Annotated in this window: 18 protein-coding genes and 1 pseudogene; 7 read left to right on the forward strand and 12 right to left on the reverse strand. The window is 62.7% G+C overall.

The window, feature by feature from the left end:
- Positions 1 to 4: 4 nt before the first annotated feature.
- The 8 genes from PHS32_RS07055 to PHS32_RS07090 all read right to left on the reverse strand — a co-directional run bounded on the left by PHS32_RS07055 (position 5) and on the right by PHS32_RS07090 (position 9,517).
- On the reverse strand, positions 5 to 1,969 hold the full coding sequence (locus tag PHS32_RS07055; protein WP_301078218.1) for an alkaline phosphatase PhoX: 1,965 nt from the start codon (positions 1,967 to 1,969) through the stop codon (positions 5 to 7).
- A 108-nt stretch (positions 1,970 to 2,077) separates the two neighbouring features.
- Positions 2,078 to 3,319: an ABC transporter permease gene (locus PHS32_RS07060; protein WP_301078219.1), complete on the reverse strand. Its 1,242-nt coding sequence runs from the start codon at positions 3,317 to 3,319 to the stop codon at positions 2,078 to 2,080.
- Positions 3,316 to 4,005, reverse strand: coding sequence for an ATP-binding cassette domain-containing protein (locus PHS32_RS07065; protein ID WP_301078220.1), 690 nt, complete (start codon positions 4,003 to 4,005; stop codon positions 3,316 to 3,318). The genes PHS32_RS07060 and PHS32_RS07065 overlap by 4 nt, the downstream gene beginning before the upstream one ends.
- Entirely contained in the window at positions 4,002 to 4,469 is a 468-nt protein-coding gene (locus PHS32_RS07070; RefSeq protein WP_301078221.1) for a hypothetical protein, read from the reverse strand. Before PHS32_RS07070 ends, PHS32_RS07065 begins: the two co-directional genes overlap by 4 nt.
- An 8-nt stretch (positions 4,470 to 4,477) precedes the next feature.
- Entirely contained in the window at positions 4,478 to 6,274 is a 1,797-nt protein-coding gene (locus PHS32_RS07075; protein ID WP_301078222.1) for an alkaline phosphatase, read from the reverse strand.
- Positions 6,275 to 6,400: 126 nt separating this feature from the next.
- Positions 6,401 to 8,554, reverse strand: a complete 2,154-nt coding sequence (locus PHS32_RS07080; protein ID WP_301078223.1) for a phosphocholine-specific phospholipase C — start codon at positions 8,552 to 8,554, stop codon at positions 6,401 to 6,403.
- A 46-nt stretch (positions 8,555 to 8,600) separates the two neighbouring features.
- A complete protein-coding gene (locus tag PHS32_RS07085; RefSeq protein ID WP_301078224.1) occupies positions 8,601 to 8,768 on the reverse strand; it encodes a hypothetical protein in 168 nt (55 codons plus the stop codon).
- Complete coding sequence (locus PHS32_RS07090) at positions 8,765 to 9,517, reverse strand: HAD hydrolase-like protein (RefSeq protein ID WP_301078225.1); 753 nt, start codon at positions 9,515 to 9,517, stop codon at positions 8,765 to 8,767. The genes PHS32_RS07085 and PHS32_RS07090 overlap by 4 nt, the downstream gene beginning before the upstream one ends.
- 127 nt (positions 9,518 to 9,644) lie before the next feature.
- On the opposite strand from PHS32_RS07090, the gene PHS32_RS07095 reads away from it, so the two are divergent.
- From PHS32_RS07095 to PHS32_RS07125, 7 genes and pseudogenes are all read left to right on the forward strand, one after another.
- Positions 9,645 to 10,445, forward strand: a complete 801-nt coding sequence (locus tag PHS32_RS07095; RefSeq protein ID WP_301078226.1) for a DeoR/GlpR family DNA-binding transcription regulator — start codon at positions 9,645 to 9,647, stop codon at positions 10,443 to 10,445.
- Between the two features lie 58 nt (positions 10,446 to 10,503).
- On the forward strand, positions 10,504 to 11,517 hold the full coding sequence (locus tag PHS32_RS07100) for an ABC transporter ATP-binding protein (RefSeq protein WP_301078227.1): 1,014 nt from the start codon (positions 10,504 to 10,506) through the stop codon (positions 11,515 to 11,517).
- Positions 11,518 to 11,667: 150 nt separating this feature from the next.
- Complete coding sequence (locus tag PHS32_RS07105; protein ID WP_301078245.1) at positions 11,668 to 12,897, forward strand: ABC transporter substrate-binding protein; 1,230 nt, start codon at positions 11,668 to 11,670, stop codon at positions 12,895 to 12,897.
- 56 nt (positions 12,898 to 12,953) lie between these two features.
- Positions 12,954 to 13,838 (forward strand): sugar ABC transporter permease, encoded by an 885-nt coding sequence (locus tag PHS32_RS07110; RefSeq protein ID WP_301078228.1) that lies wholly within the window; start codon positions 12,954 to 12,956, stop codon positions 13,836 to 13,838.
- A complete protein-coding gene (locus tag PHS32_RS07115; protein ID WP_301078229.1) occupies positions 13,835 to 14,668 on the forward strand; it encodes a carbohydrate ABC transporter permease in 834 nt (277 codons plus the stop codon). The genes PHS32_RS07110 and PHS32_RS07115 overlap by 4 nt, the downstream gene beginning before the upstream one ends.
- Positions 14,669 to 14,805: 137 nt before the next feature.
- Positions 14,806 to 15,657, forward strand: a complete 852-nt coding sequence (locus PHS32_RS07120) for an endonuclease/exonuclease/phosphatase family protein (protein WP_301078230.1) — start codon at positions 14,806 to 14,808, stop codon at positions 15,655 to 15,657.
- Between the two features lie 41 nt (positions 15,658 to 15,698).
- Positions 15,699 to 16,019, forward strand: a pseudogene (locus PHS32_RS07125) (ABC transporter permease subunit); the annotation flags it as partial.
- A gap of 41 nt (positions 16,020 to 16,060) precedes the next feature.
- Here the strand turns inward: PHS32_RS07125 and PHS32_RS07130 are convergent.
- The 4 genes from PHS32_RS07130 to PHS32_RS07145 form a co-directional block, all read right to left on the reverse strand.
- On the reverse strand, positions 16,061 to 18,007 hold the full coding sequence (locus tag PHS32_RS07130) for an autotransporter-associated beta strand repeat-containing protein (RefSeq protein ID WP_301078231.1): 1,947 nt from the start codon (positions 18,005 to 18,007) through the stop codon (positions 16,061 to 16,063).
- A gap of 315 nt (positions 18,008 to 18,322) precedes the next feature.
- Complete coding sequence (locus tag PHS32_RS07135) at positions 18,323 to 19,402, reverse strand: BsuBI/PstI family type II restriction endonuclease (protein ID WP_301078232.1); 1,080 nt, start codon at positions 19,400 to 19,402, stop codon at positions 18,323 to 18,325.
- Positions 19,395 to 20,924: an Eco57I restriction-modification methylase domain-containing protein gene (locus PHS32_RS07140; RefSeq protein WP_301078233.1), complete on the reverse strand. Its 1,530-nt coding sequence runs from the start codon at positions 20,922 to 20,924 to the stop codon at positions 19,395 to 19,397. Before PHS32_RS07140 ends, PHS32_RS07135 begins: the two co-directional genes overlap by 8 nt.
- Positions 20,925 to 21,102: 178 nt before the next feature.
- Positions 21,103 to 21,750 carry a DapH/DapD/GlmU-related protein gene (locus PHS32_RS07145; RefSeq protein WP_301078234.1) on the reverse strand — a complete coding sequence of 216 codons (648 nt, stop codon included), beginning with the start codon at positions 21,748 to 21,750 and terminating at the stop codon, positions 21,103 to 21,105.
- Positions 21,751 to 21,783: the final 33 nt, after the last annotated feature.

Here is a 21,783-nt window from a genome sequence, read left to right on the forward strand (position 1 = left end):
GAAATCAGAGCGCCGGCAAGCCACTAAGGTAGCCTACCGCTGAACTCTTTTTGCTGTTCCAGTTGGCGTTGATCAAGGGATCAGCACCGGTCTTGATGACCGAGTGGATCGATGTCCAGTCACCCGCATGCTGGAAATTGCTCATGATGTAGGCAAAGCCGTTGAGGTTGTCCACCGCTTGCAGACCGGTCGATTCGCCGCCGGCGGGGATCGACAGGATGCGCGAGAGCTTCTTGCTGTCCACGTTGTAAGCCCACAGGAAGTTGTTGACGTGCTGGCCGGAGTCTTCGCCGATGAACAGCGTGCGCAGTTTCTCCGAAAACTTGAGGTTGTCCGGGTTAGAGACTTTGTCCACGTTGGCAGTGTTGCCCCAGGCATCCGGCGTGGCCAGGTCTTCACCCACCAGCGCGGGAACCGCCGCCATCACGGTCGGCACCCAGTCGCTGCCGATCAGCGCGCCAGAGGTGTCCTTCTGGGTCGCCGACAGCTTGAGTTCATAGGTCGCGCCGGCGGTAATCTTGCCCACTTGAACGTCGCCGGCAGTGTTCGCCATCCCCTTCTCGATGCGCGACATGGCGATGTAAGCCACTTTGTCCTTCTTGTTGAGCGCCACCCCCTCCATCTTGGTGAACTCCAGCGTGCCTCCCTTGACGGCGGCGTAGCGATGGGTTTCCAGGAAGGCAGCGGCTTTTTCCTGGCCGGCGGTGAATTTCACCCATTCGGTCGTTCCGTTGAAGGCGATCTTGGTGTAGCTGGCGTCCAGCGGGTCGGCCTTCTTGACCGTCACGATGTCGCTGGCCTTGAGCGTGTCCGCCAGGGCCTTGACTTCCGCGCTGGTGGCGCTGCCCAGCTTGATCCAGCCGAGCGTGCCCGCGCCGCCCGCGGTGGCCGAGGTCTGCGCCCACTTGGCGACATACAGCGTGCCCGCACTCAGGTCCTTCTCGGTGTTGGCGATGAACATGAACAAGCCGGTGTCGGTGCCGTCATCGCCCATCAACACCGTCTTGTTGTCGGGGCAGACTTCCACCAACTCGCGCGCGATGCGGCCCAGGCAATAGTGTTTCTTGATGCTGGCCGTGCCGTCCGGATTGACCGTGACTTCCGGCACGTGACCGTAGTGGTAGGGGTTGGCCGCGGTAGTGCTGCCGAACAGGTTCTGGCTGAAGGCCTGGAACATCGTGTTGCCGGCAATATTGACAGCGTCCGGCTCATATTCCTCGCTGGAGAGGTGGGTGTTCCAGGGTGACAGGCTTGCCGCGCAAGTGATCCACAGGCCCATCACACCACTGGCGTCCACCGGGAAGTAGCGCACGACCGACAGCGCGCCCGTGCTCTTGTCCTGATCCAGCGTGGCCACAGCGATCTGCGACGGCAGCTTGCCGTACATGTCGGAGGCGGCCGGTGTCGGGCGCGTGCCGGCAGAAGCGTTGTTGGCAGTCAGGTATTCGAACTGAGTGACCAGAAACACCGTGTTGCCTTTGACGCCAGGAACCGTCGGGTTGGACAGGCTCAGCAACGACTGGCCGTCCGGACTGTCGCTGAAATACTGCATCGCGCTGGCCCCCGAGGTGTCGATGATGGGAGCGCCGGACTTGTCGAAATAGCCGCCAGCCACCACGCTGGCGCTGCCGTTCTTGAGACTGTCGCCGGTCTTGTAAAGCGTGTTGTAGGCCAGCGCCTGGGTTTTTGTGCTGCCGTCCGAGTAAGTCATCTTGGCGCTGGCGCTGGTCCAGGTGGTGGCGCGCTGTGCATCCGTCGTCGGCGCAGCCATGCCGATGAACTCGACGGCGGTGATAGTCGGATCGGTGCCGCCGCCGCAGGCGCTCAGACCAAAGCTGCCCAGGCCCAGCACCGCGGCACCACCCAGGGCGCCCTTCAGTACCTGGCGGCGTTGCAGTTGGGCAGTCTGCCCGGCAACATCGGTCGGATCAATGCGTGAGAAATGCGTGTTTGAAATATTGTTCGACATGAGCGCTCCAGTGTGTGAAAAACACCGAGCTTAGAAAGCAAATGTGACACGCCAAAGTCGGTTTGATGACGCCCACGTAAGGCACGGTAATTTGCGACCGGGCCAGACTCAGCCCGCGACCAGCCCCTCGGCGATGGAGCGTCGAAAGACCAGCCAGGCCGGCAGCGTGGCGACCAGCGCGCCGACCCCAATCAGGGCGCCCACCAGCACGCCTTCGGCGGCGCCCAGACGCACCGGCAGGTCGAAGCCGACTTGCGACTGCAGCCCGTACGACAAGGCCACCGAACCAGCCCAGCCCAGCAACACTCCGATGGCGGCACCGGCGGTGATCAGCAGCGCCACTTCAATCCAGACCACACTGAAGACGTACAAGCGGCTGGCACCCATGGCGCGCAGCACGGCGAACTGGCGCCGGCGTGCCAGAAAACCGACCAGCAAGGCCATCAGCACCGCCACCACCACCAGCACCTGGGTGGCGATCACCAACAGCGACATCAGGTCGCGCACGTTGCCCAGTGCCAGGTACAAATCGTTGAGGACTTCGGCCGGAAACAGGGCGACGCTGCGCGGCGTTCGAAATTGCCCGCGCAAGCGGTAAGCCGCCGCCACCGAGTCGGGCTTGATGGCGATGGCCGGCAGGCCCGGCAGGGCTTTGGCATCCCATGGCGGGCCTATGTGCGTGGCCTCGGTGACGGCCTGAGCAGGCTGCAAGCCGTGCACGCGCCAGACATCTTCCACCGGCACCAGGATGGCCGTATCCCAGATATTGTGGCGCGCCGGCAGACGCCCGACGACGGTATAGCGGACGGCGCTGTGCGCGGCGTCGGCATGGCCTTCCTCGTCATCCGGCGCACGCTGCTGCCCATGCGCCGGACTGAAGCTGGCACCGAGCGCCAGCGCCACGCCGGCGCCGACGACCGCCTCGCCGCGTTTCTCGAAAATTCGCCCTTGCACAGGCGCCAGCGTGCCGCCCCGGTTGGCGAAGGCGGCGATGGTGCCGACGATGGAATGCCCTTGCCAGTTGTCTCCGAAGGCGATGGGAGCGGCATATTTGACGCCGGCGGCACTGCTGGCTTTGGCCAGCAAGTCGCCGTCCAGCAGGGGAATAGCCTGGGGCCGCAGGTAGACCGAAGTCAGCACCAGCTGGGTGGCGCTGCCGGGGGCGCCCAGCAGCAGGTCAAAATCATCGGCGGCCCGTGCGCTGCCTTGACGCAGCGCGCGCTCCTGCGAAATCACCGCAATGCCGGTGGCGACCGACACCGCCACCAGCAACAGCGTGACCCACACCAGTAGCCGGTTGCGGCGCAGGTCGGCGCGCACCATGGGCCAGGGATTGAAGCCGCGCATCATGGCGAGGGAGAAAGCTGCTGCAAGGCCCCGTCCTGCAAGCGCAGGCAACGCTGCATGCGTGCCAGCAACTCGGGCTCATGCGAGATGACGATCAGCGTCGCACCCTGGGCGCGGACCAGCTCGGTCAGCAGATCGCCGATCTGCGTCCTATGGTCGGGGTCCAGGCTGGCGGTCGGCTCGTCGGCCATCACGATGGAGGGCTGCAGCAGCAGCGCACGCGCCAAGGCGACGCGTTGGCGCTCGCCGCGCGACAGCTGGGCGGCCAAGCGATCGAACGCGGAAATACCGCTGGCGGCCAGCAATTCGCGGGCCCGCTGGCGCAGCGCGGCGGCCGGCCGCCAGCGGTCGAAATAAGCCGGCAGCAGCACGTTGTCCAGCGTCGAGAGTCCGTCTATCAAATGAAAGTCCTGAAACACAAGCCCCAGGTTGCTATGCCGCCAGCGCCCCAGCGCAGGCGCCGGCAAAGTGCAGATGTCGGTGCCGCCCCAGCAGATTTGCCCCGCCGTGGGGGTCGCAATGCCGGCCAGGCAGTGAAAAAGCGTGGTCTTGCCGGCGCCCGAAACGCCGCAAATGCCCAGGCTGCCGCCGGCTGACAGATCGAGCGAGGGAATGTTGAACAAGGCTTTCTGCTGGCCGGCAAAGCGCAGCGCAAGATCACGCACCTGCAACTGGCCCTGGCCACTCACAGCTTGGCGACCTCGGCGTTGACGATGCGAACCTGGCTCACGAAGCCGGTCTGGGGGTCGGTCCAGGAGCCCATCTCCAGCTTGCCGCTGACTTCGATGCGCTGCGAAAAATTGACCGGACCCAAGGTGCTCTTCAGGTAAATGACGACGATGTCCACCGGCCACTCGGCATCCGACGCGCAAAACGGGCAGACCGACACCGGTTCGCGCGTCAGCACGAAAAAGTTGCTCTCCGGCTTGATCGGCGGCGCCATGTAGCCGCGCATGCGAACCTCCCGGCCTTTGAGCGCCTTGGCCCGCTCCGAATACTGGGTGCCCAGGATGCCGATCGATTTGTACAGCGACTCGAAGCTCAGCAAGCGATCCAGGCTCAGGTTGTCGGCCGCCTGGAGGGCAGTCGCCCAGAGCAGCAAAGGCGAAAGTAAAAAAGTCCGGCGCAACGCTGCGCCGGACTTCCGAGTCATAACAGGTCTCACTTCTTCCGGGCTGCCTTGGCGGCAGCCGCTTTGGCCTGTGGCGCCAGCGCCAGGGCTTCCGCCATGATGCGGAAGACTTCGGTGTTTTCCAGTTGGCCATGGACCTTGTCGGCCCCCGGGCCGATGGCCGTCAGAATCACGTCGTCACCCGAGTGAACGCCGCTGTTGCTGCCGCGCGCGCCCTTGTTGGGCAGGTTGCCCTCGCGCAGCACGGCACCGGCCACGTTCTTGTATTTTTCGTTGGCCACCATGACGCCCTCGGCATTGCGGAGGGTGGGTACGAATTCACCGTCCATGAAGGGCCGGAAAGTGTCGTAGTGGTCGGGGTAGGCGCCAAAGGTCAGGCGCACCCGGCGCGACACATCGACCTTGTTGGGATAGCCCTGCTCGTCAGGTGCCGGATAGTTGGGAAAATGGGCCTCGGCGTAGGTGCCGACCTTGTTGCGCATCTCGCTACCGGGCGCGTCGTCGTCCACGGTGCCGATCACGCTGACGGCGTGGGCGTGGTCGGCGGTCACCAGAATCAAGGTGTTGTCGCCATGCGCCTTGGCCCAATCCTTGGCTTGGCGGACCGCGCTGTCGAGCATGATGGCGTCATAAATGGCGCGCTCCGCGTCCATCGAGTGGGAGTACTTGTCGATGCGGGCGCTCTCCACCATCAGCACAAAGCCGTTCTTGTTGCGCGACAGCACCTTCAGCGCGGCAGCCATTTCTTCCGGCACGTCGGGCTGGTCCGGGAAGCGGCTGACCGATCCCTTCTTGAGAAACTTCAGGTCCAGCGCGCCGTCCACATTGCCGGTGTTGTAAAGCCCCAGCAGCCTGGTGGTCTTGCCATCGTCGGCGGCGGCCAGCATCTCGGTCTTGCTGGTTGCCAGCTTGTAGTCGGCCTGCTTGAAACGTTCGATGTAATCGACCTCGTCGCCGCGCTTGGAACCGGGCGTCGATTTGGGCAAAAAGTTGGGCGAGCCGCCACCCATCATGACGTCGATCTTGCTGTCGTAAAACATCTTCACGATGTCGTTGTAATCGGAGCGGCGACGCGTGTGCGCCACCATCGCCGCCGGCGTCGCGTCCTCGATCTCGGAGTTGGTCACGGCGCCCACCGCCATGCCGCGGCGCTTGGCCAGCTCGGTGATGGTTTCGACCTTGGGGTGATCCAGCGTATTGGCGGCCCGCGAGCAATAGACGCCCAGCGCATTGACGCAGGACTTGTGCCCGGTGGTATAGGCATGCGCGGCGTTGGCCGAGTCGGTGATGATGGAGTCGGTGCCTTGCGTCGACAACAAGGCCATGTAAGGCATGTCGTCCAGCGCCAGCTTGGCGGTGTACTTGCCGCCCTCTATCCCTTTGGACAGGATGCGGGCCGCCGTGCGGTGGCCGATGGAAAAGCCGTCGCCGATGAACAGGATCACATTTTTGGCCAGCCGCTTGGCGGGCGTGGCATAGACGCTCCAGGTCACCGATTTGCTGGTCTTGCCATCGCTGGCCGTGACCGTGTAGCTACCGGGCTTGGCCAGGCTGGCATCGCGCAGGATCAAACTGGAGACCTCCTTGCCGTCTTCCCGGGCCACCAGTTCCGCCGACTTGCCCAGGACTTTGGCGTAGTCCTGGCCATTGATGCTGACCTTGACCTGCGCCGGATCGACCACGCCATCGAACTCGACCTTGAAATCGAAATGCGAACCGGCCAGGATATCGGCCCGGCTCAAGGGGAAGATGGTCTGCGCGGCACCGGCCGTTGAGAACAGCGTGGCCGCCAGGGCCAAAGTTAGAAAGGTCGGCTTGAAATACATGCTGAGGTTCCGGATGGGTTACAAGCCGCGCAGTCTAGGCGGCTCGTGTGAAACATTGATGACAATTTTTTGACATAGAGGTGGGTGCCAGGGGCGCGCCTTTCTGAAGGCGGCCCCTGGCAGCTGTTACACCGTTCCCAGCAGCGGGTCGCTGAGGCCATGCTGGCCGGTTTCGACCCGGCCGGCAAAGCGCCGCAGATAGCCCTTGCTGGTGTCGGCCGTGATGCTGAAGTCATACCAGTTGCCGCTCTTGCGCAGCGGCCAGGATTGCTCCACCACCTTGCCGGGCTCGACTTTCAGCACCCAGGGTCCGCCGCTGCCGTAAGCGCTGTCCTGAATGGTCAGCGTGCAGGCCTGCTTGCCGGCGTTGCTGAGCTTGACGTAGACATCGCCGTTGGCAACGTCATAGCAGACCTTGCATTCCGGGCTCGCCAGGTTGGCCGCGGTGGGCGCATCGTCCTTGAAGACGCGCACAAAACCGTTCGGTCCGTAGACCCACAAGTCGTGCCGGCCCTGATCGGCCGACAGATCCCAGCTGTCGGTCAGCGTCTTGCCGGCCTCCACCGTGTAGCGGCGCGGGATGCGATTGAGGTGCAGTTTGTCATAGACGTGGTAAACGGCGCCTTGCGTGCCGGTGTTGGCGAAAGTCAGCGCCACGCTGCTGCCGGCCGTGACCGTGGCATTGACGTGCAGCTCGTACGGCAGCTTGCGCGAAAAGCGTGTGCCGGACTCCTGGAACAGCGGCTGATGCTTGGACGGAATGCTGTAGGCCAGCATGGTCCTCTGCTGCGCGTCCAGCACCGCGTAGTTGCTGGTATCGGGCAACTTGGGCAGTTGGGCATCGCCGGGGTGCGTGAAGTCGAAGGCCGAGGTCAGGTCGCCGCAGACGGCGCGGTGCCAGGGGCTGACGTTGGGAACGCTGATGTCGAAGCGCTTTTCCAGGAACATCGCGATCGAGGTGTGATCGAACACCTGCGAGCTGACCCAGCCGCCCTTGCTCCAGGGCGAGACCACGTACATCGGGACGCGCGCACTCAGACCGAAGGGTCGCAAGCTGCCGGAGATGGTGTCGTCGGCCTTGCGGTATTTTCCGGTCGGGTCCGAGAAGTATTCGCCGTCGAGCTTGAGCGTGGCCTTGCCGGCCAGGCTGCCGTCGGCGTTGTAGGACGGCGGGGCCGGCGGCGGCACGTGGTCGAACAGACCGTCGTTCTCATCGAAGGTCAAAAAGAACGCCGTCGTGGCCCAGACAGCGCTGTTGACGGTCAGCGCGTTCAGCACCTGCTCGGTGAAATTGCTGCCTTTCAGCGGGCTGGAGGGGCCGCCCGGATGCTCTGAAAACACCTGCGGTGGCAGCACCCAGCAGACTTGCGGCAGCGTGTTGTTCTTGACGTCGTTGGCCAGGTCGTCCAGCGTCCACAGCGACATGCCGTTCTTGTAGATGGAAGAGCCGGGCTGGGCCGTGCGGAAACTCTCGAAAGCCAGGCAGCCGTGCATGGCGCCGGTCCAGTTGTCGTTGGGGTCCTGGTAGATGCGCCAGCTGATGCCGGCTTTCTCCAGCAGGTCCGGCAGCGTGGGCCACTTGAACGCCGTGTCCTTGTAGGTGTAGCCCGGCACCGGCCACTTGTCGACCGCCGGGTTGCCGATCCAGCAGCGCACGTTGTTGGGTTCCGAATCGGTGTCGGTGCAATTGATGCCCTGGGCCGCCAGCACCGGATTGAAGTTGGAGCCGCTGAAGAAGGTGATCCGGTTCGGATCGGTGCCGGTGGTGATGGAGCAGTGGTAGGCGTCGCAGAGGGTGAAGGCTTCGGCCAGCGCGAACTGGAACGGAATGTCTTCGCGCTTGTAGTAACCCATCGAGTTGTTGTTCTTGTACTTGGGCCAGTTGCCGAACTTGCCCTGGTTCCAGGCCGCCTGCGAGTCCGAGAAGCTGTGCGGCGTGCTGGGCGCCAGCAAGGCATTGAACAGTTTCGGATCCAGATGGAACGGCGCGATTTCGGTCGTGCCATTGGATTGGTACCAGACCGGCTTGCCGCTCTCCAGCGGCACCGGGAAGCGGTCACCAAAGCCGCGCACCCCTTTCATGGTGCCGAAATAGTGGTCGAAGCCCCGGTTCTCCTGCATCAGGATGACGATGTGCTTGACATCCTTGATGGTGCCGGTTTGCACGGCGGGTTCAACGGCAAGGGCTTTGCGAATGCTCAAAGGCAGCGCGGCCAGCGCGGCGGCGGCGGCGCCGCTGTTGGCTGTCATGCGCAGGAAGTTGCGACGATCGAGGCTCATGGGTAGGTACTCCTGATGATGGAAAAAGGGGTTGCAATGGGACGGCTCAGGGCGCGCAGCGCATGACGGGCGTCTTTGGGGCAGCGGCGGCCTGGTCCGGCGTTGCGGCGGCGCTATTACCGCCGCCTCCGCCACCGCAAGCGGCGAGGATCGCGGTCAAGAAAAGTGCGAGACCCAGGCGCAGTGCGCCGGCGGGTGACAACAAGGGTTTCATAAGTACTCCTGATTCATGGACAAGGGTTGAGGGGACGTGGCAAAACGAAGCTGACGCGGAGAAAACGAATCACCGCAGTGATCCAGCAGCCAGTGGGTGAGCTGCTGGTAACGGCCAAAACTCAAAACGTTGGGTAGCAGGTCTTGGGCCTGTTCGGCGTAGCCGCCCAGGTGTGCGGCAAAGCGAACCCCGGACAGCTGCGCACAGCGCGCGTCCAGGGCGGAATCGCCGACAAACAAGGCATTCGCCGGCGCCACCCGCAGGCGCTCCAGCAACAGCAGCAACGGTTCTGCCGCCGGCTTGGGCAGCGGCGCGTCGCCCAGGCCGACGACGGCATCAAATGAGTCGGCGATGCCCGCCGCCGCCAGCAGCGCGGCGGTCGAAGCGCGGTCCCGGTTGGTGCAGACACCGAGCCTTAGCCCGCGATCCTTGAAGGCGATCAAGGCGTCCGCCACGCCGGCAAACAAGGGCGCTGTAGCCAAGCCGTGCCGCAGATAGCGCGCCATGAACTGGTCTTCCAGTTGGGTCACTGTCTGCGCATCGACGGCCTCCCGTTGCAAGGCGATGGCTTTGTGAAACAGCGGCCGCAAGCCCTCGTTGAGCGCCGACTGCAACAGCGAGGCGGAGACCGCCTGCCGGCCGACTTGCACCAGCACCTCGTTGGCGGCAGCAGACAGCGATGGCAAGGTGTCAAACAGGGTTCCATCGACATCAAAAATGACTGCTCGAATATGATCGTTTTTGTTCATATATTCAATATTACGAACATACAATGTCATTTTGATGACGTAGATCCTGCTCGACACAGGGGTAATTTGTTTTTTTGTGTTCGTTTCTGGTTTCTAATACGGTGCTTGTCCATCCCGGAGATTTCGCATGCTCAAAGCCGCTCGTCACAAGGAAATCCTGGCCCTGGTTCAGGGCGGTGGCGCCGTTGAAGTCAACGCCCTGGCCGAGCGCTTTCAGACCTCGCCGATCACAGTGCGGCGCGACCTGATCGAGCTGCACGAACGCGGGCTGCTGGAGCGCAAGCGCGGCGGCGCCGTCTCCGGAGAGGTCATCGCCGAAGGCTGGGCGCGCTACGAGAGCATCAGCTACGCCGAGCGGGAGCGGGAGAACTTTAGGGAGAAACGCGCCATCGCGGAGATCGCCGCGCAACTGGTCTCCGACGGCGACTGCATCCTGCTCAACGGCGGCACCACCTCACGCCATCTGGCCGAAGCCTTGCGCGCGCACAACAACCTGCATGTGGTGACCAACGGGCTGACCGTTGCGATGGAGTTCGCGCGCAGCCAGAACGCCTCGGTTTACCTGCTGCCCGGCAGCATAGATTTCAAGAAGATGGCCTCGGTCAGCCGCCCCGCCCCCGGCGCCTTCGACGACATCTCGGTGCGCGCCGCATTTCTGGGCGTGCACGGCATCTCGTGCGCCGGCGGCATCGGCATGCTGTCGGCCGAGGAGGCAGCCATGAACCGCGCCTTCATAGCCGCCGCACAAACCGTCAACGTGATCGTCGATTCGTCCAAATTCCACGCCCAGGCGATCTTTCGCATCGCCCGGCTCGACAAGGTGACGCGCGTCATCACCGATGCCGGCATAGACGCCGGCACCCGGCAGGAAATCGAAAAGGCAGGGGTCGAGGTATTGGTGGCGGCGCCGGAGGACGCCTCGCCTTGAGACGGGGGCCGACCTCAATCGTCACGAAACAGTCACAGTTCAGACATATGCTCACGCAATGTCATCTATCCAACTCGTGGACGTCTCCAAGGATTGGGGTAACACCAAAGCCCTGGAGGCCATCAACCTGACGATTGAACCCGGCACATTTTGTGTTTTATTGGGGCCTTCGGGTTGCGGGAAATCCACCACGTTGCGCATCATTGCCGGACTGGAGTCCGCCAGCAGCGGCCAGGTCTTTGTCGACGGCCAAGACGTGACAGAGCAGCCACCGGCGCTGCGCGGCATTGCCATGGTGTTTCAAAATTACGCGCTGTTCCCGCATTTGAACGTGGCGGACAACATCAGCTTCGGCATGTCGGTGCGCAAGGTCGAAGCCGCGGAGGCGGCGCGCCGTTTGCAGTCCACTGTGGAGCTGCTGGGGCTGCAAAAGCTGCTGGCTCGCAAGCCGTCGCAGCTCTCCGGCGGGCAGCAGCAACGCGTTGCTCTGGGCCGTGCCCTGGTGGCACAGGCCAAGGTCTGCCTGATGGACGAACCGCTGTCCAATCTGGATGCCCAGTTGCGCCAGGACATGCGCCGCGAGTTGCGCGAACTGCAACAACGCCTGGGACTCACCGTGGTCTATGTCACGCACGACCAGACCGAAGCCATGAGCATGGCAGACCAGGTGGTGCTGTTGAACAAGGGGCACATCGAGCAGAACGCGGCGCCCCGCACGCTGTATTCCAGCCCTGCCACCACCTTCGCGGCGCGCTTCATCGGCACGCCCGCCATGAACCTTTTGCGCCTGGAAAACGGTCACATCGCGGGCAGCCAGGTGGCGGTGCAACACGCGGGCGCGCAGTTGGGCATACGGCCCGAATCAGTCGCGCTGGGCGGCAACATTCCCGCCACCGTGCAAAGCCTGGAATACCTGGGCGCCGACCTGGTGCTGCGCTGCGCCGTGGGCACGGAAGTCATCACCGTGCGCGCCGATGGTCAATGCGAATTGACGGCCGGCGCACAGGTCACGCTGCAATGGCCGGCACAGGCCGAGCACTATTTCGATTTGCCGGGCAACCGAGTCAACTGAACATCAACCATCCTCCAAGGAGAAAAAAACATGCAAGAGAGAACACTTAATCAGTTGAGGACAGAGCAAAGCTCGCTTCGCGTAGCTCTTGGTCTGTCCCGCAAGATCATTCGTTTCGCCACCGCCGCACTCGCGTTGGGCGTCCTGCCCATGAGCGCGATGGCGCAGGCACAGACCGAGATTTCCTTCTTCTATCCGGTGGCCGTGGGCGGCACGATTGCCAAATACATCGACGACCTCGCAGGCGAATTCACCAAGGAAAATCCTGGCGTCAAGGTGACACCGATCTACGCCGGCAGCTACCAGGACACCATCGTCAAGGCGCTCACCGCGCACAAGTCAGGCACGCCGCCCGTCACCTCCGTGCTCTTGTCCACCGATATGTTCACGCTGATCGACGAAGACGCCATCGTGCCGATCGACAACTTCGTCAAGACCGCCGACGACAAGGCCTGGCTGGGCGGTTTCTACAAGGCCTTCATGGCCAACAGCCAGACCGGCGGCAAGACCTGGGGCGTGCCGTTCCAGCGCTCCACCATCGTCCTGTACTACAACAAGGAACTGTTCAAGGCCGCCGGGCTGGACGCCAACAAGGCGCCCGCCACCTGGGCCGAGATGGCGGACTACGCCAGGAAGCTGACCAGGAAGGACGCCTCCGGCAAGGTCACGCAATACGGCGTGCAGATTCCGTCCAGCGGTTTTCCGTACTGGCTGTTCCAGGCGCTGGCCGTCGAGAACGACGCGATCCTGGCCAACGACGCCGGCAACGCCGTGAAGTTCGATGATCCCAAGGTGATAGAAGCCTTGCAGTACTGGGTCGATCTGGCCAAGCAAGGCGTGCACCCCGCGGGCGTGGTCGAATGGGGCACGACGCCGAAAGACTTCTTCGAGAAGAAAGTCGCCATGATGTGGACCACCACCGGCAACCTCACCAACGTCAAGAACAACGCCAAGTTTGATTTCGGCGTGGCCATGTTGCCCGCTGGCAAGCGCAAGGGCTCGCCCACGGGCGGCGGCAATTTCTACATCTTCAAGAAGTCCACCCCGGCGCAGCAGGAAGCCGCCTTCAAGTTCGTCAAGTGGGTGACGCAGCCCGAGCGCGCCGCGCGCTGGAGCATCGAGACCGGCTACGTCGCCGTGTCCGAAGCCGCTTACGCCACCGACGCGCTGCGCAAATACGGCCGCGACTTCGCGCCGGCCCTGGTGGCGCGCGATCAACTGCCTTTTTCCATCGCCGAGTTTTCCACGCACGACAACCAGCGCGTCACCAAGGCCCTGAACGACGGCTTGCAGGCCGCGCTGACCGGCGCCAAGACGCCGGCCCAGGCCATGCAGGACGCGCAGAAGGAAGCCGACCGCATTCTGAAAAGCTACAAATAGGATAGCGACATTCCTGCCATCGACCGGCGCGTGCCGGTCGATGGCGTTTTCACTTCATGACCTCCAAAACTTCCGGCAGCACGGCGCTGCACGCCTACCTGTTGCTGTTGCCTGCCTTGGTGCTGCTGCTGGCGTTCACGCATTACCCGGCGGTGGCCACGCTGATCGACAGTTTTTTCTCCACCCCCAAGGGCGCGCGCCCCGGCGTCTGGGTGGGACTGGAAAACTACCAGATGATGGTGAGCGACCCGGTATTCTGGAAAGCCGCCACCAACAACTTGTGGTTCGCGCTGGCGACCATTCCCTTTTCCATCGGTCTGGCATTGGTCATGGCGCTGTGGGTGAACGAACGCATCGCCGGCCGCGGCTTTTTGCGCATGGCCTACTTCACGCCCACGGTACTGCCCATGATCGCCGTGGCCAACATCTGGTTGTTCTTTTACACACCGGGTTACGGCCTGCTGGAGCAGATCACCGGCTTCTTCGGGCTGCCCTCGCACAACTGGCTGGGTGACCAGAGTACCGCCCTGGGCGCGATCACGCTGGTGGCGATCTGGAAAGAGGCCGGCTTTTTCATGATCTTCTACCTGGCCGCGCTGCAATCCTTGAGCCCGAGCCTGCGCGAGGCCGCCGCGATCGAAGGTGCCTCGCGCTGGTATTTTTTCCGGCGCGTGCAGTGGCCCTTGTTGATGCCGACCACGTTGTTCGTGATGATCAACGCCGTCATCAACGCCGTGCGCATGGTGGACCATGTGGTGGTGCTCACGCGCGGCGGCCCCGACAACGCCTCCACGCTGCTGCTGTATCACCTGTACGAAGTGGGCTTCAAGTTCTGGGACACCGCCTACGCCGCCGCGCTCACGGTGGTGCTGCTGGCAGTGCTGGCAACGGTGGCGCTGTTTCAGTTCTTCGTGCTGGACCGCAAGGTGCATTACCAATGAAAACTGCGCCAACGCGCCTGGTCTATAACGACCCCGGACGCATCGACACGCTGGCAGCCTGGCTGCTGGCGCTGCTGTGGATCCTGCCGTTGCTCTACACCGTGTGGACGGCGTTCCATCCGTCCGAGTATTCCACCCGCTTCGAATTGCTGGCACCGCTGACGCTGGACAACTTTGCGCGCGCCTGGGCCGCCGCGCCCTTCGCCCGCTACTTTCTGAACACGATGGCGCTGGTGACTCTGATCCTGTGTTGCCAGTTGCTGTGCAGCACGCTGGCCGCCTACGCTTTTGCGCGCTACGAGTTTCCCGGCAAGAAACTGTTGTTTGCGCTGGTGCTGGTGCAGCTCATGATCATGCCCGACATCCTGCTGGTGGAGAACTACAAGACCATGGCGCGCCTGGGATTGGTGGACACGCTGCTGGCGGTCGGCCTGCCCTACTTCGCCTCGGCCTTCGCCATCTTCCTGCTGCGCCAAACCTTCCTCGGAATTCCCAAGGAACTGGTGGAAGCGGCGCGGGTCGAGGGCGCCAGCGCGCTGCAAATCCTCTGGCGCGTCTACGTGCCGCTGGCCAAGCCGATCTACACCGCTTTTGCCCTGGTGTCGGTGAGCTTTCACTGGAACAACTTCCTGTGGCCCGTCATCATCACCAACAGCGTCACCTCGCGCCCGCTGACGGTGGGCCTGCAGGTGTTCTCCTCCACCGACCAGGGTGTGGACTGGTCCATCATCACGGCCGCCACACTCATGACTTCGGCGCCGCTGCTGATCGCCTTCCTGCTGTTCCAGCGGCAATTCGTGCAAAGCTTCATGCGCGCCGGCATCAAGTGAGGACGATTGAATTAAACCCATCATCTGGAACTTCAATTCTCATCCCTTGCAGCGGGATAATACGAACTCTAGATGAGTAGCCGAATGGCAATTTGGCCTCAAGAATTTCAATTTGCCTCAATGGGGTGCATCGCATCATGAAACTGATCACCTGGAACGTGCAATGGTTTTGTGGGCTTGATGAAGTTGTCAGCGTCGAGCGTGTGCTGCGCGAGGCGCGCGCCATGGCCGACTTCGACGTGCTGTGCCTGCAGGAAGTCGCCATCAACTATCCGCGGCTTGCCGGCAACGCCGGCTTCGACCAGGTAGCGCGCCTACGCGAACTGTTGCCGGAGCATGAGGTCTTTTTCGGTGCCGCCGTCAATGAACTGGGGCGCCAGGGGCAACGCCAGCAGTTCGGCAATCTGGTCGCCAGCCGTCTGCCGGTGGCCCTGGTGCAGCATTACCCGCTGCCTTACCCGGCCGATGGCGCCGTGAGCTCGATGCCGCGCATCTGCACCAGCGCCACGGTGCTGACGGCGCTGGGCCCCTTGCGCGTGATGACGACTCACCTTGAGTACTACTCTGTCCGGCAGCGCCTGGCCCAGGCGCAGGCGCTGGTGGAACTCCATGCCCAGGCCTGCGACCAGGCCGCGCAGCCACCGTTGCCGGATGAAAGCAGTGAGCCATTCCAGAGCAAGGTGCACACCGCCAGCGCGGTGCTGTGCGGCGACTTCAACTTCGAGCTTTCCAGCGCCGAATACGCCTGCATCCAGGCAGCCCCGGCAACCTCGGGTGCCAGCCGCCTGAGCGATGCCTGGCGCCTGATCCATGGCGACACGCGGCAGCCGTCGACATTTCGCTTGTTTGACCAGCGCTACGGTCCCGAGCCAATCTGCTGCGACTTCGTATTTGTGAGCGAGGACTTGCAGCCCCACCTCAAAAGCATCGAGGTCAACACGCAAACGCGTGCCTCCGACCATCAACCCGTGTTGCTTGAGTTGGGCTGACCTGGCATCAGGGGCTCCGGCCAAAGCCCGGCGCGTTGGGGGCGGCGCGGGTCGAGGGCGCCAGCGCGCTGCAAATTCTCTGGCGCGTCTACGTGCCCCTAGCCAAGCCGGTACATAACGCTTTTGCGCTGCCGTCGGTGAGCTTTCACTGGAACAACTTCCGGTGGCCGGTGATCATCACCAACAGCGTCACGTCGCGCCCGCCGACCGTGGGTCTGCAAGTGCTTTCATCCGCCGACCAGGGCGTGGACTGGTCCATCATCACCGCGGCGACCTTGATGACTTCGGCACCGCTGCCGATCGCCTTCCTGCTGTTCCAGCGGCAGTTCGTGCAGAGCTTCATGCGCGCCGGCATCAAGTGAGGTCTTGTTCATGAAGTCGATCACCTGGAACGCCCAATGGATCAGGCCGTAATGCGCAACTGCAGACCGGTGGCGGAGTAGATCGGCGTCACGGTGTAGCCATTGACCGTGATGCTGCTGAAGGTGCCGTGCACGCTGGCGCCGGTGATGACGTTAAGCACATCGCCCACGGCCGGTTTGTAGCCGGTTTGGAAGCTGACGTCGAGCACCCCACCGAGGGTGATGTCACCGGTCACCGCCAATTGACCACCGCTGGCGAGCACCAGTTGCAGCATGCCGCCGGTTTGGGTGTAGCGCGCTCCCATGGTCAGCTTGTTGGCGGCATTGATGCGCAGCACACCGCCGCTTTGGTACACATCACCGCGACCAAACGCCGTGGCCGACGTGCCTTCGAGCGTGCCCGCTTCCAGCAGCGTACCGCCGCTGTAGCTGTTGTTGCCCGTCAGCGTGAGCTGGCCGCTGCCGCGCTTGGTCAGCAGACCCGCGCCGCCGATGCCGTTCTGCCAGCTGTCTTGCGCATTGAAACCGCCCAAGCTGGCATCCATCGACACCACCACGTCGCCCGCAAACAGGCCATAGCCGTCGGCCGCGTCAAACAGGTTCAAACGGCCCCAGCCCTCGGCATCGTCCAGCGCCGGGTAGCCCGAAGGCAGCGCGGTGGTCTTGAGCACCACGCGACGCTGGTCGGCGCTCAGGTAGGGCAGGCGGGTTTCCAGCAACACCTCGGCCCCCTTGGGCACCGTGGCGGCCTTGCTGGCATCGGCAATCTGGGTAAACCCAAACGTCAGGTAGCGCCGGTAGTTTGCCTTGTTGGTGGCATGGTCGGCAAAACGATCGGCCGTGGTGCTTTGAGAATGGGCATACGCGTTGAACGCGGCCGGAGTCGTGACACCCACGGCGGCCATCAAGGTGCTGCGTGCCAGGGCGGCGGCGGCGGAGCGTTTGCTGCTGTTGATGCCGGAATAAAGGCTGGCGGTAGCCACAGCCTGGCCATGGATGCGCCCGCCGATCACATCCAGCGGTGAATGCATGCCAGCCAGGATGCGGTTTTCGCCCAACTCACCGGCGCGGGTCAGCAGTTCCTGGAAGCGCTCGGGCACCACATAGCCCATGGCGATGCCATCACGCACAGCCTCGGCGGTATGGCCGCTGATGAAACCCCCATCCGTCTTGGGTGCGCCGCTTTTGGCGGGAACCAGCGCCGGCACCACCTGCACGCTGCTGCTCCAGCGCCAGGGCCGTGCATACTTGTAAAAACGCTTGGCCGGCTCGGTGGAGCCGTTTTCACCGATGTTGCCCACGATGTCCACCACGGCACCAAAGTTTTGCGTGTTGGCCGTACCGCCTACGCCCGCATTGTTGCCCGTGTCGTTGTACAACACGGTGGTCGCGTCAGCGGCAATCGCCGTAATGCTGGTGTTTTGCTGGGCTGCGGTGCGCCAGGCTGTGGTCAGCGGGCCCATGCCGTCGCTCATGCTGTAGGCCTTGCCGCGCCGGTCGTCCAGGTAGGCGGCCAGGGTTTGTGCGCTGGTGCGGTTGGTCGTGGCATTGACGACGTACTGGATATTGGCGTTATGCACCGTGGCGTTGAGCACCGTGCCATCGGTGGCATCACCGGGAATGCCTGACCAGGTAGAGGCCACCACCGCCGGGAAGCTGCCGTTGGCAGCGGCGGTGACACCTGCGTCCACGATCAAGCTGCTGGGTTTCCAGATGTCAAGAAAACCCGCCGCCACACGGACCCCGGCGTTGGTCGCCAGGGTGGCGTAGCGTGCATCGCCCCGTTGGTTGCTGGCCACGTTGTCGACAAAGGGCAAGGCAGCGGCTTCGCTGGCGACGGGCGCCGTATCCACGCTGCCCACGCCCTTGGGTGCAGCGGGAGTAGTCCATGCTGTGTCGTTGCCGCCACCGCAACCCGACAGGAGCAGAAAGCCGGCTGCAATGGCGATGTACAAGGAACGTAGCTGGAAGATGTTCGCGGTTTGCATGTAAGAAAAGACTGGGTAAGTTCAGACGATATGTCGGGGTCGAATCCTAGGGCGCGCATGTGACATGCCCATGACGCTCACGGCAGTGCTTTCCGAGGTGTCTCAGCGGCCATTTCGCCTTGTTGCCCAGCCCTGCCAAGACCAGGAAATGAATTGCGACACACTTTTACGCCCAGGCGATCTTCCGCATCGCCCGGCTCGACAAGGTGACGCGCGTCATCACCGATGCCGGCAAGGGCCCCGGCACCCGGCAGGAAATCGAGAAAGCGGGGGTCGAGGTGCTGGTGGCGGCGCCGGAAGACGCCTCGCCTTGAGTCAAGGCACAGCGATACTTGACAAGTGCACCAGAAGATCAGGTTCTGTTCTGAACCACACGTACGAGTTGTACGCAAGCTGGCTGAAGTTCTTCTTGAATGGCGCGGCATTGCGGTCTTCGTAGGCCGTGACAAAGGTAACGTGAGACAAAGGGATTCGCGACCGCTCAATCAGTTGCATGAGGGCTTCCCGTCGCGCCTCTGTGACCGGTCCATCGGTTGCCACCACTTCGCAAAAAACGAATTTCACGGGCCGGGTCATGTCCGCCAGGATGACATCCGGTAACTCGGCATTCAGATCGAACCGAAGCCCCACAGTGGCAGCCAGTTCAACAAACTGCGGGTAGGCTTTTTTGTCGGAAGCACTCAACCAAAGAACTTCCGGGGCCTCAAGATGTTTCCGCGCGTACTGCTCGATAACGTCTTTGGCAATGACGGAGGAAGGCCCGGCTGAAACTCGCAGGCGTGAGCCGTCGGGCATCTCGATGAAGACATCCCCCGCTTTTTTCTGTATCCCGCCGGCCCGGAGCGCCATTCTCTGAAGCGTGCCGGCATCGAGCGCTGTTGCGCGCCACTTGGCAATCGCCTGGTCAAGCGCTGATCCCTTGAGTGCCGAGTGAAATAACGCGGCAAAATCCTTGTCGAGATACCAGATCGGCTGGCTGGAGGTCACGGCAACACCAGTTTGCTTGTGCGCAATGCCCAAACGAAGCATGGTGTTGCGCATCAGATCATCACGAATCGACTCCCGGCTGTTATCGGCATACCAGCGCTGGCCCAAAGGACGGAACCCTGGTTTACCGGCATCCCCACGCCACTGCGTTCGCTCGCTGTGCGAAGTCTTTTGGGCTTGCTCGCCCGTGAAAAAATAGACATGACTGGGTCGCAAACAGTGGCCGCTGCCCTCAATGAAATCGCCGTAAAGAAATACGTAGACCACACGGACCGCCATGCTCCCCACCAGGATGCGCCGATCGGGGAAGGCTTCCGGAAAAATCTGATTCAGGCGTTGCTGGACTTCCTTGAGCGGCACCAGCGCCGGCATACCGTGGTCAATCGGAGCGGTGGTTGTTTTACGCATGGAGCGAGTCTAACGCTCGCTCCGACGCAAGAGGCAAATCGAGCACTTGCGCCACCACTTCGTCAATCGCCTCCGGCGGCGAATGGGGTTTCACGAGGGCGCCAATCTGTTCCAACTCGGTCAGGGAGGGCAGCGGCAATAGCCGCAAGTCGGAGGCGTTGACCTGGGTGTGACCGCTGACCGCCTGAAAATACTCACTGACACTCTGACTGTTCAAAAATGCCGCCAGCCCGGCAACCTCTTTTGCCGACATGGCGCCGCCCGGCCGGCTGATGTAATTCAGATGGTTTTCGATACCTATGACAGAGCCGGGCAAGTCACCGAAATAGGGCGCCGCCGTCACGCGCCGCGCATCTTCCTTGGGACTGAAGCGCCGCAAGATGACCATGGGTTCGTTTTTCAACAGCATCCAGGCGTTTTGCGCGCGAACAGAAATGTGCTCGCGCTTCTTTTTGATGGGCCACTCGATGGCCATGGCCTTGACATGCTGCAGCCACAGCAACGGGACCGAATCAATCGCTTCTTCATGCCGCAGAAAAGCCGCCGCACGAAACGCCACCACCGGCCCGGTCGACACCTTGAGACCATGGCTGGCAAAACCGTGGGTCAGCTTCGACGACGGAGCGGGTTTGGCGGGAGATGGCAAGCGAATGACCCTCTCACTCAAGGGACTCACCAACAGTGACGGCGCCAGGTGCTGTACCAGCGCCGTGTCCAAATCCTTCGCACCGTAGCTGCTGCTGATCGCGATCGGACCTTCCTGGGCGCGCGCCGTGCCCCAGGTGATCGCCGCTTCCTGAAGCACTTCATCGCCGGAAAAATGAGCGCATCGACTGTCGAAAACATGGATAGCGTCGAGCCGCAGATGCGCCAGCAGATGACGGCGCACGGCCGAGAAATAAGGGCCGCTCATCCAGGACCGTGGCGTGATGAAGCAATACCGGCCGCCGGCGCGCAACAAGCCGCAACAGGCCGCCATGAACAAACCATAAATGTTGGGCTGCCCCCAGACCGAATAGGAATGCGCCGTGACGCGAGGATCGAGCTTGCCCAACTTGAAATAAGGAGGGTTGCTGATGACCAGATCGACCAATGGTTGTTGTTCCCGGGCCGTCGCCGATAAAAGAAAATCTTCATTGGCAACGACATAGTCGAGATCGACCCCCCGCGCGGCGCATTTCAGTTTGAGAGCCTCGCATACATGCCGCAGGCCGTGGATCAGTCGCTCGTCAATCTCATGGAGCAGCAGTTCTATTCTGCGCGGCGTATCTGCCGAACCCAGCAAAGCATCAATGGCCGTTGCAGCGAGGACGCCGGAACCGGCGGCCGGCTCCAGTATCCTGATCGTGGCGGCACCCAACCCCTGCACCGCACGCCGCGCCATGAATTCCGCGATCGCCGGTGGCGTCATGTACTGTCCCAGGGCTTTTTGTTCCGCCTTCGGGATCGAGCGTGTTGCCGCAATACCATTGGCATAAGCTTGGTTCGCGCTGTCGGCGTTCGTTGAAAACTCGAAGAGCATGGTTCTGGATATTTGGGGCGATGACCAGTACTGTACAAATTAACAGTAAACTTGGCAAGCAATACCAACCTGCCCAGGGAAAAGTGCGGCCGATTGGCAACACCGTCCCTGATCGGCGGCATCCCACCATTTTGCCAGCGACGCCAGGCGACTGGCGGCCCATCGCAAACCAGCCCTGTCAGGGCGCGTACCTGGCCAGAAAAGTCCGTAAATCCTTGAACTCCGCCATGCGCGCGGTCAGCGTTTCGTGATCCCAGTCCCACCAGGCAGTGGCTTCGAGGGCCTCGGCAATGGAGCGCGGAAAACGTTGCCGTATCACCTTGGCGGCGGCGCCAGCGACGATGGCATAGGGCGGCACGTCCCTGGTGACGACCGAGTTGCTGCCCACCACGGCGCCGTTGCCAATGCGCACCCCCGGCATGATCACCACGCCGTGGCCGATCCAGGTGTCGTGACCAATGACGACGCGCTGGCGCCGCCGCCAGGCGAAGAAGTCCGCATCGTCATGCTGCGCCATGCCGTACAGCGTCGGGCGGTAGCTGAAGTGGTGCAGCGTGGGCCGCTCCATGGGATGGAAACCGGGGTTGACGCGCACCATGTTGGCGATGTTGGCAAACTTGCCGATGTCCGCCGACATCAGGTCGCAGTAGTGCTGAACGTAGGCGTAATCATCCAGCAGACAGTCTTCCATGTGCGACTGCCGGCCGACCTGGGTGTAGCGGCCGAAGCGGCAGTCGCGCACCACGGCATCCAACGCCAGCGTCGGCTCCAGCCCCAGACGGACCGCATCCGGCAGGTTGTGGGCGGCAATGTGGGTATAGCTCATGTTGGGTAGTTCCGATCACTTGTCCCAGACCAG

Origin of the sequence: Rhodoferax sp., assembly GCF_028714215.1 — a bacterium.
In the GTDB taxonomy this organism is placed as follows: domain Bacteria; phylum Pseudomonadota; class Gammaproteobacteria; order Burkholderiales; family Burkholderiaceae_C; genus Rhodoferax.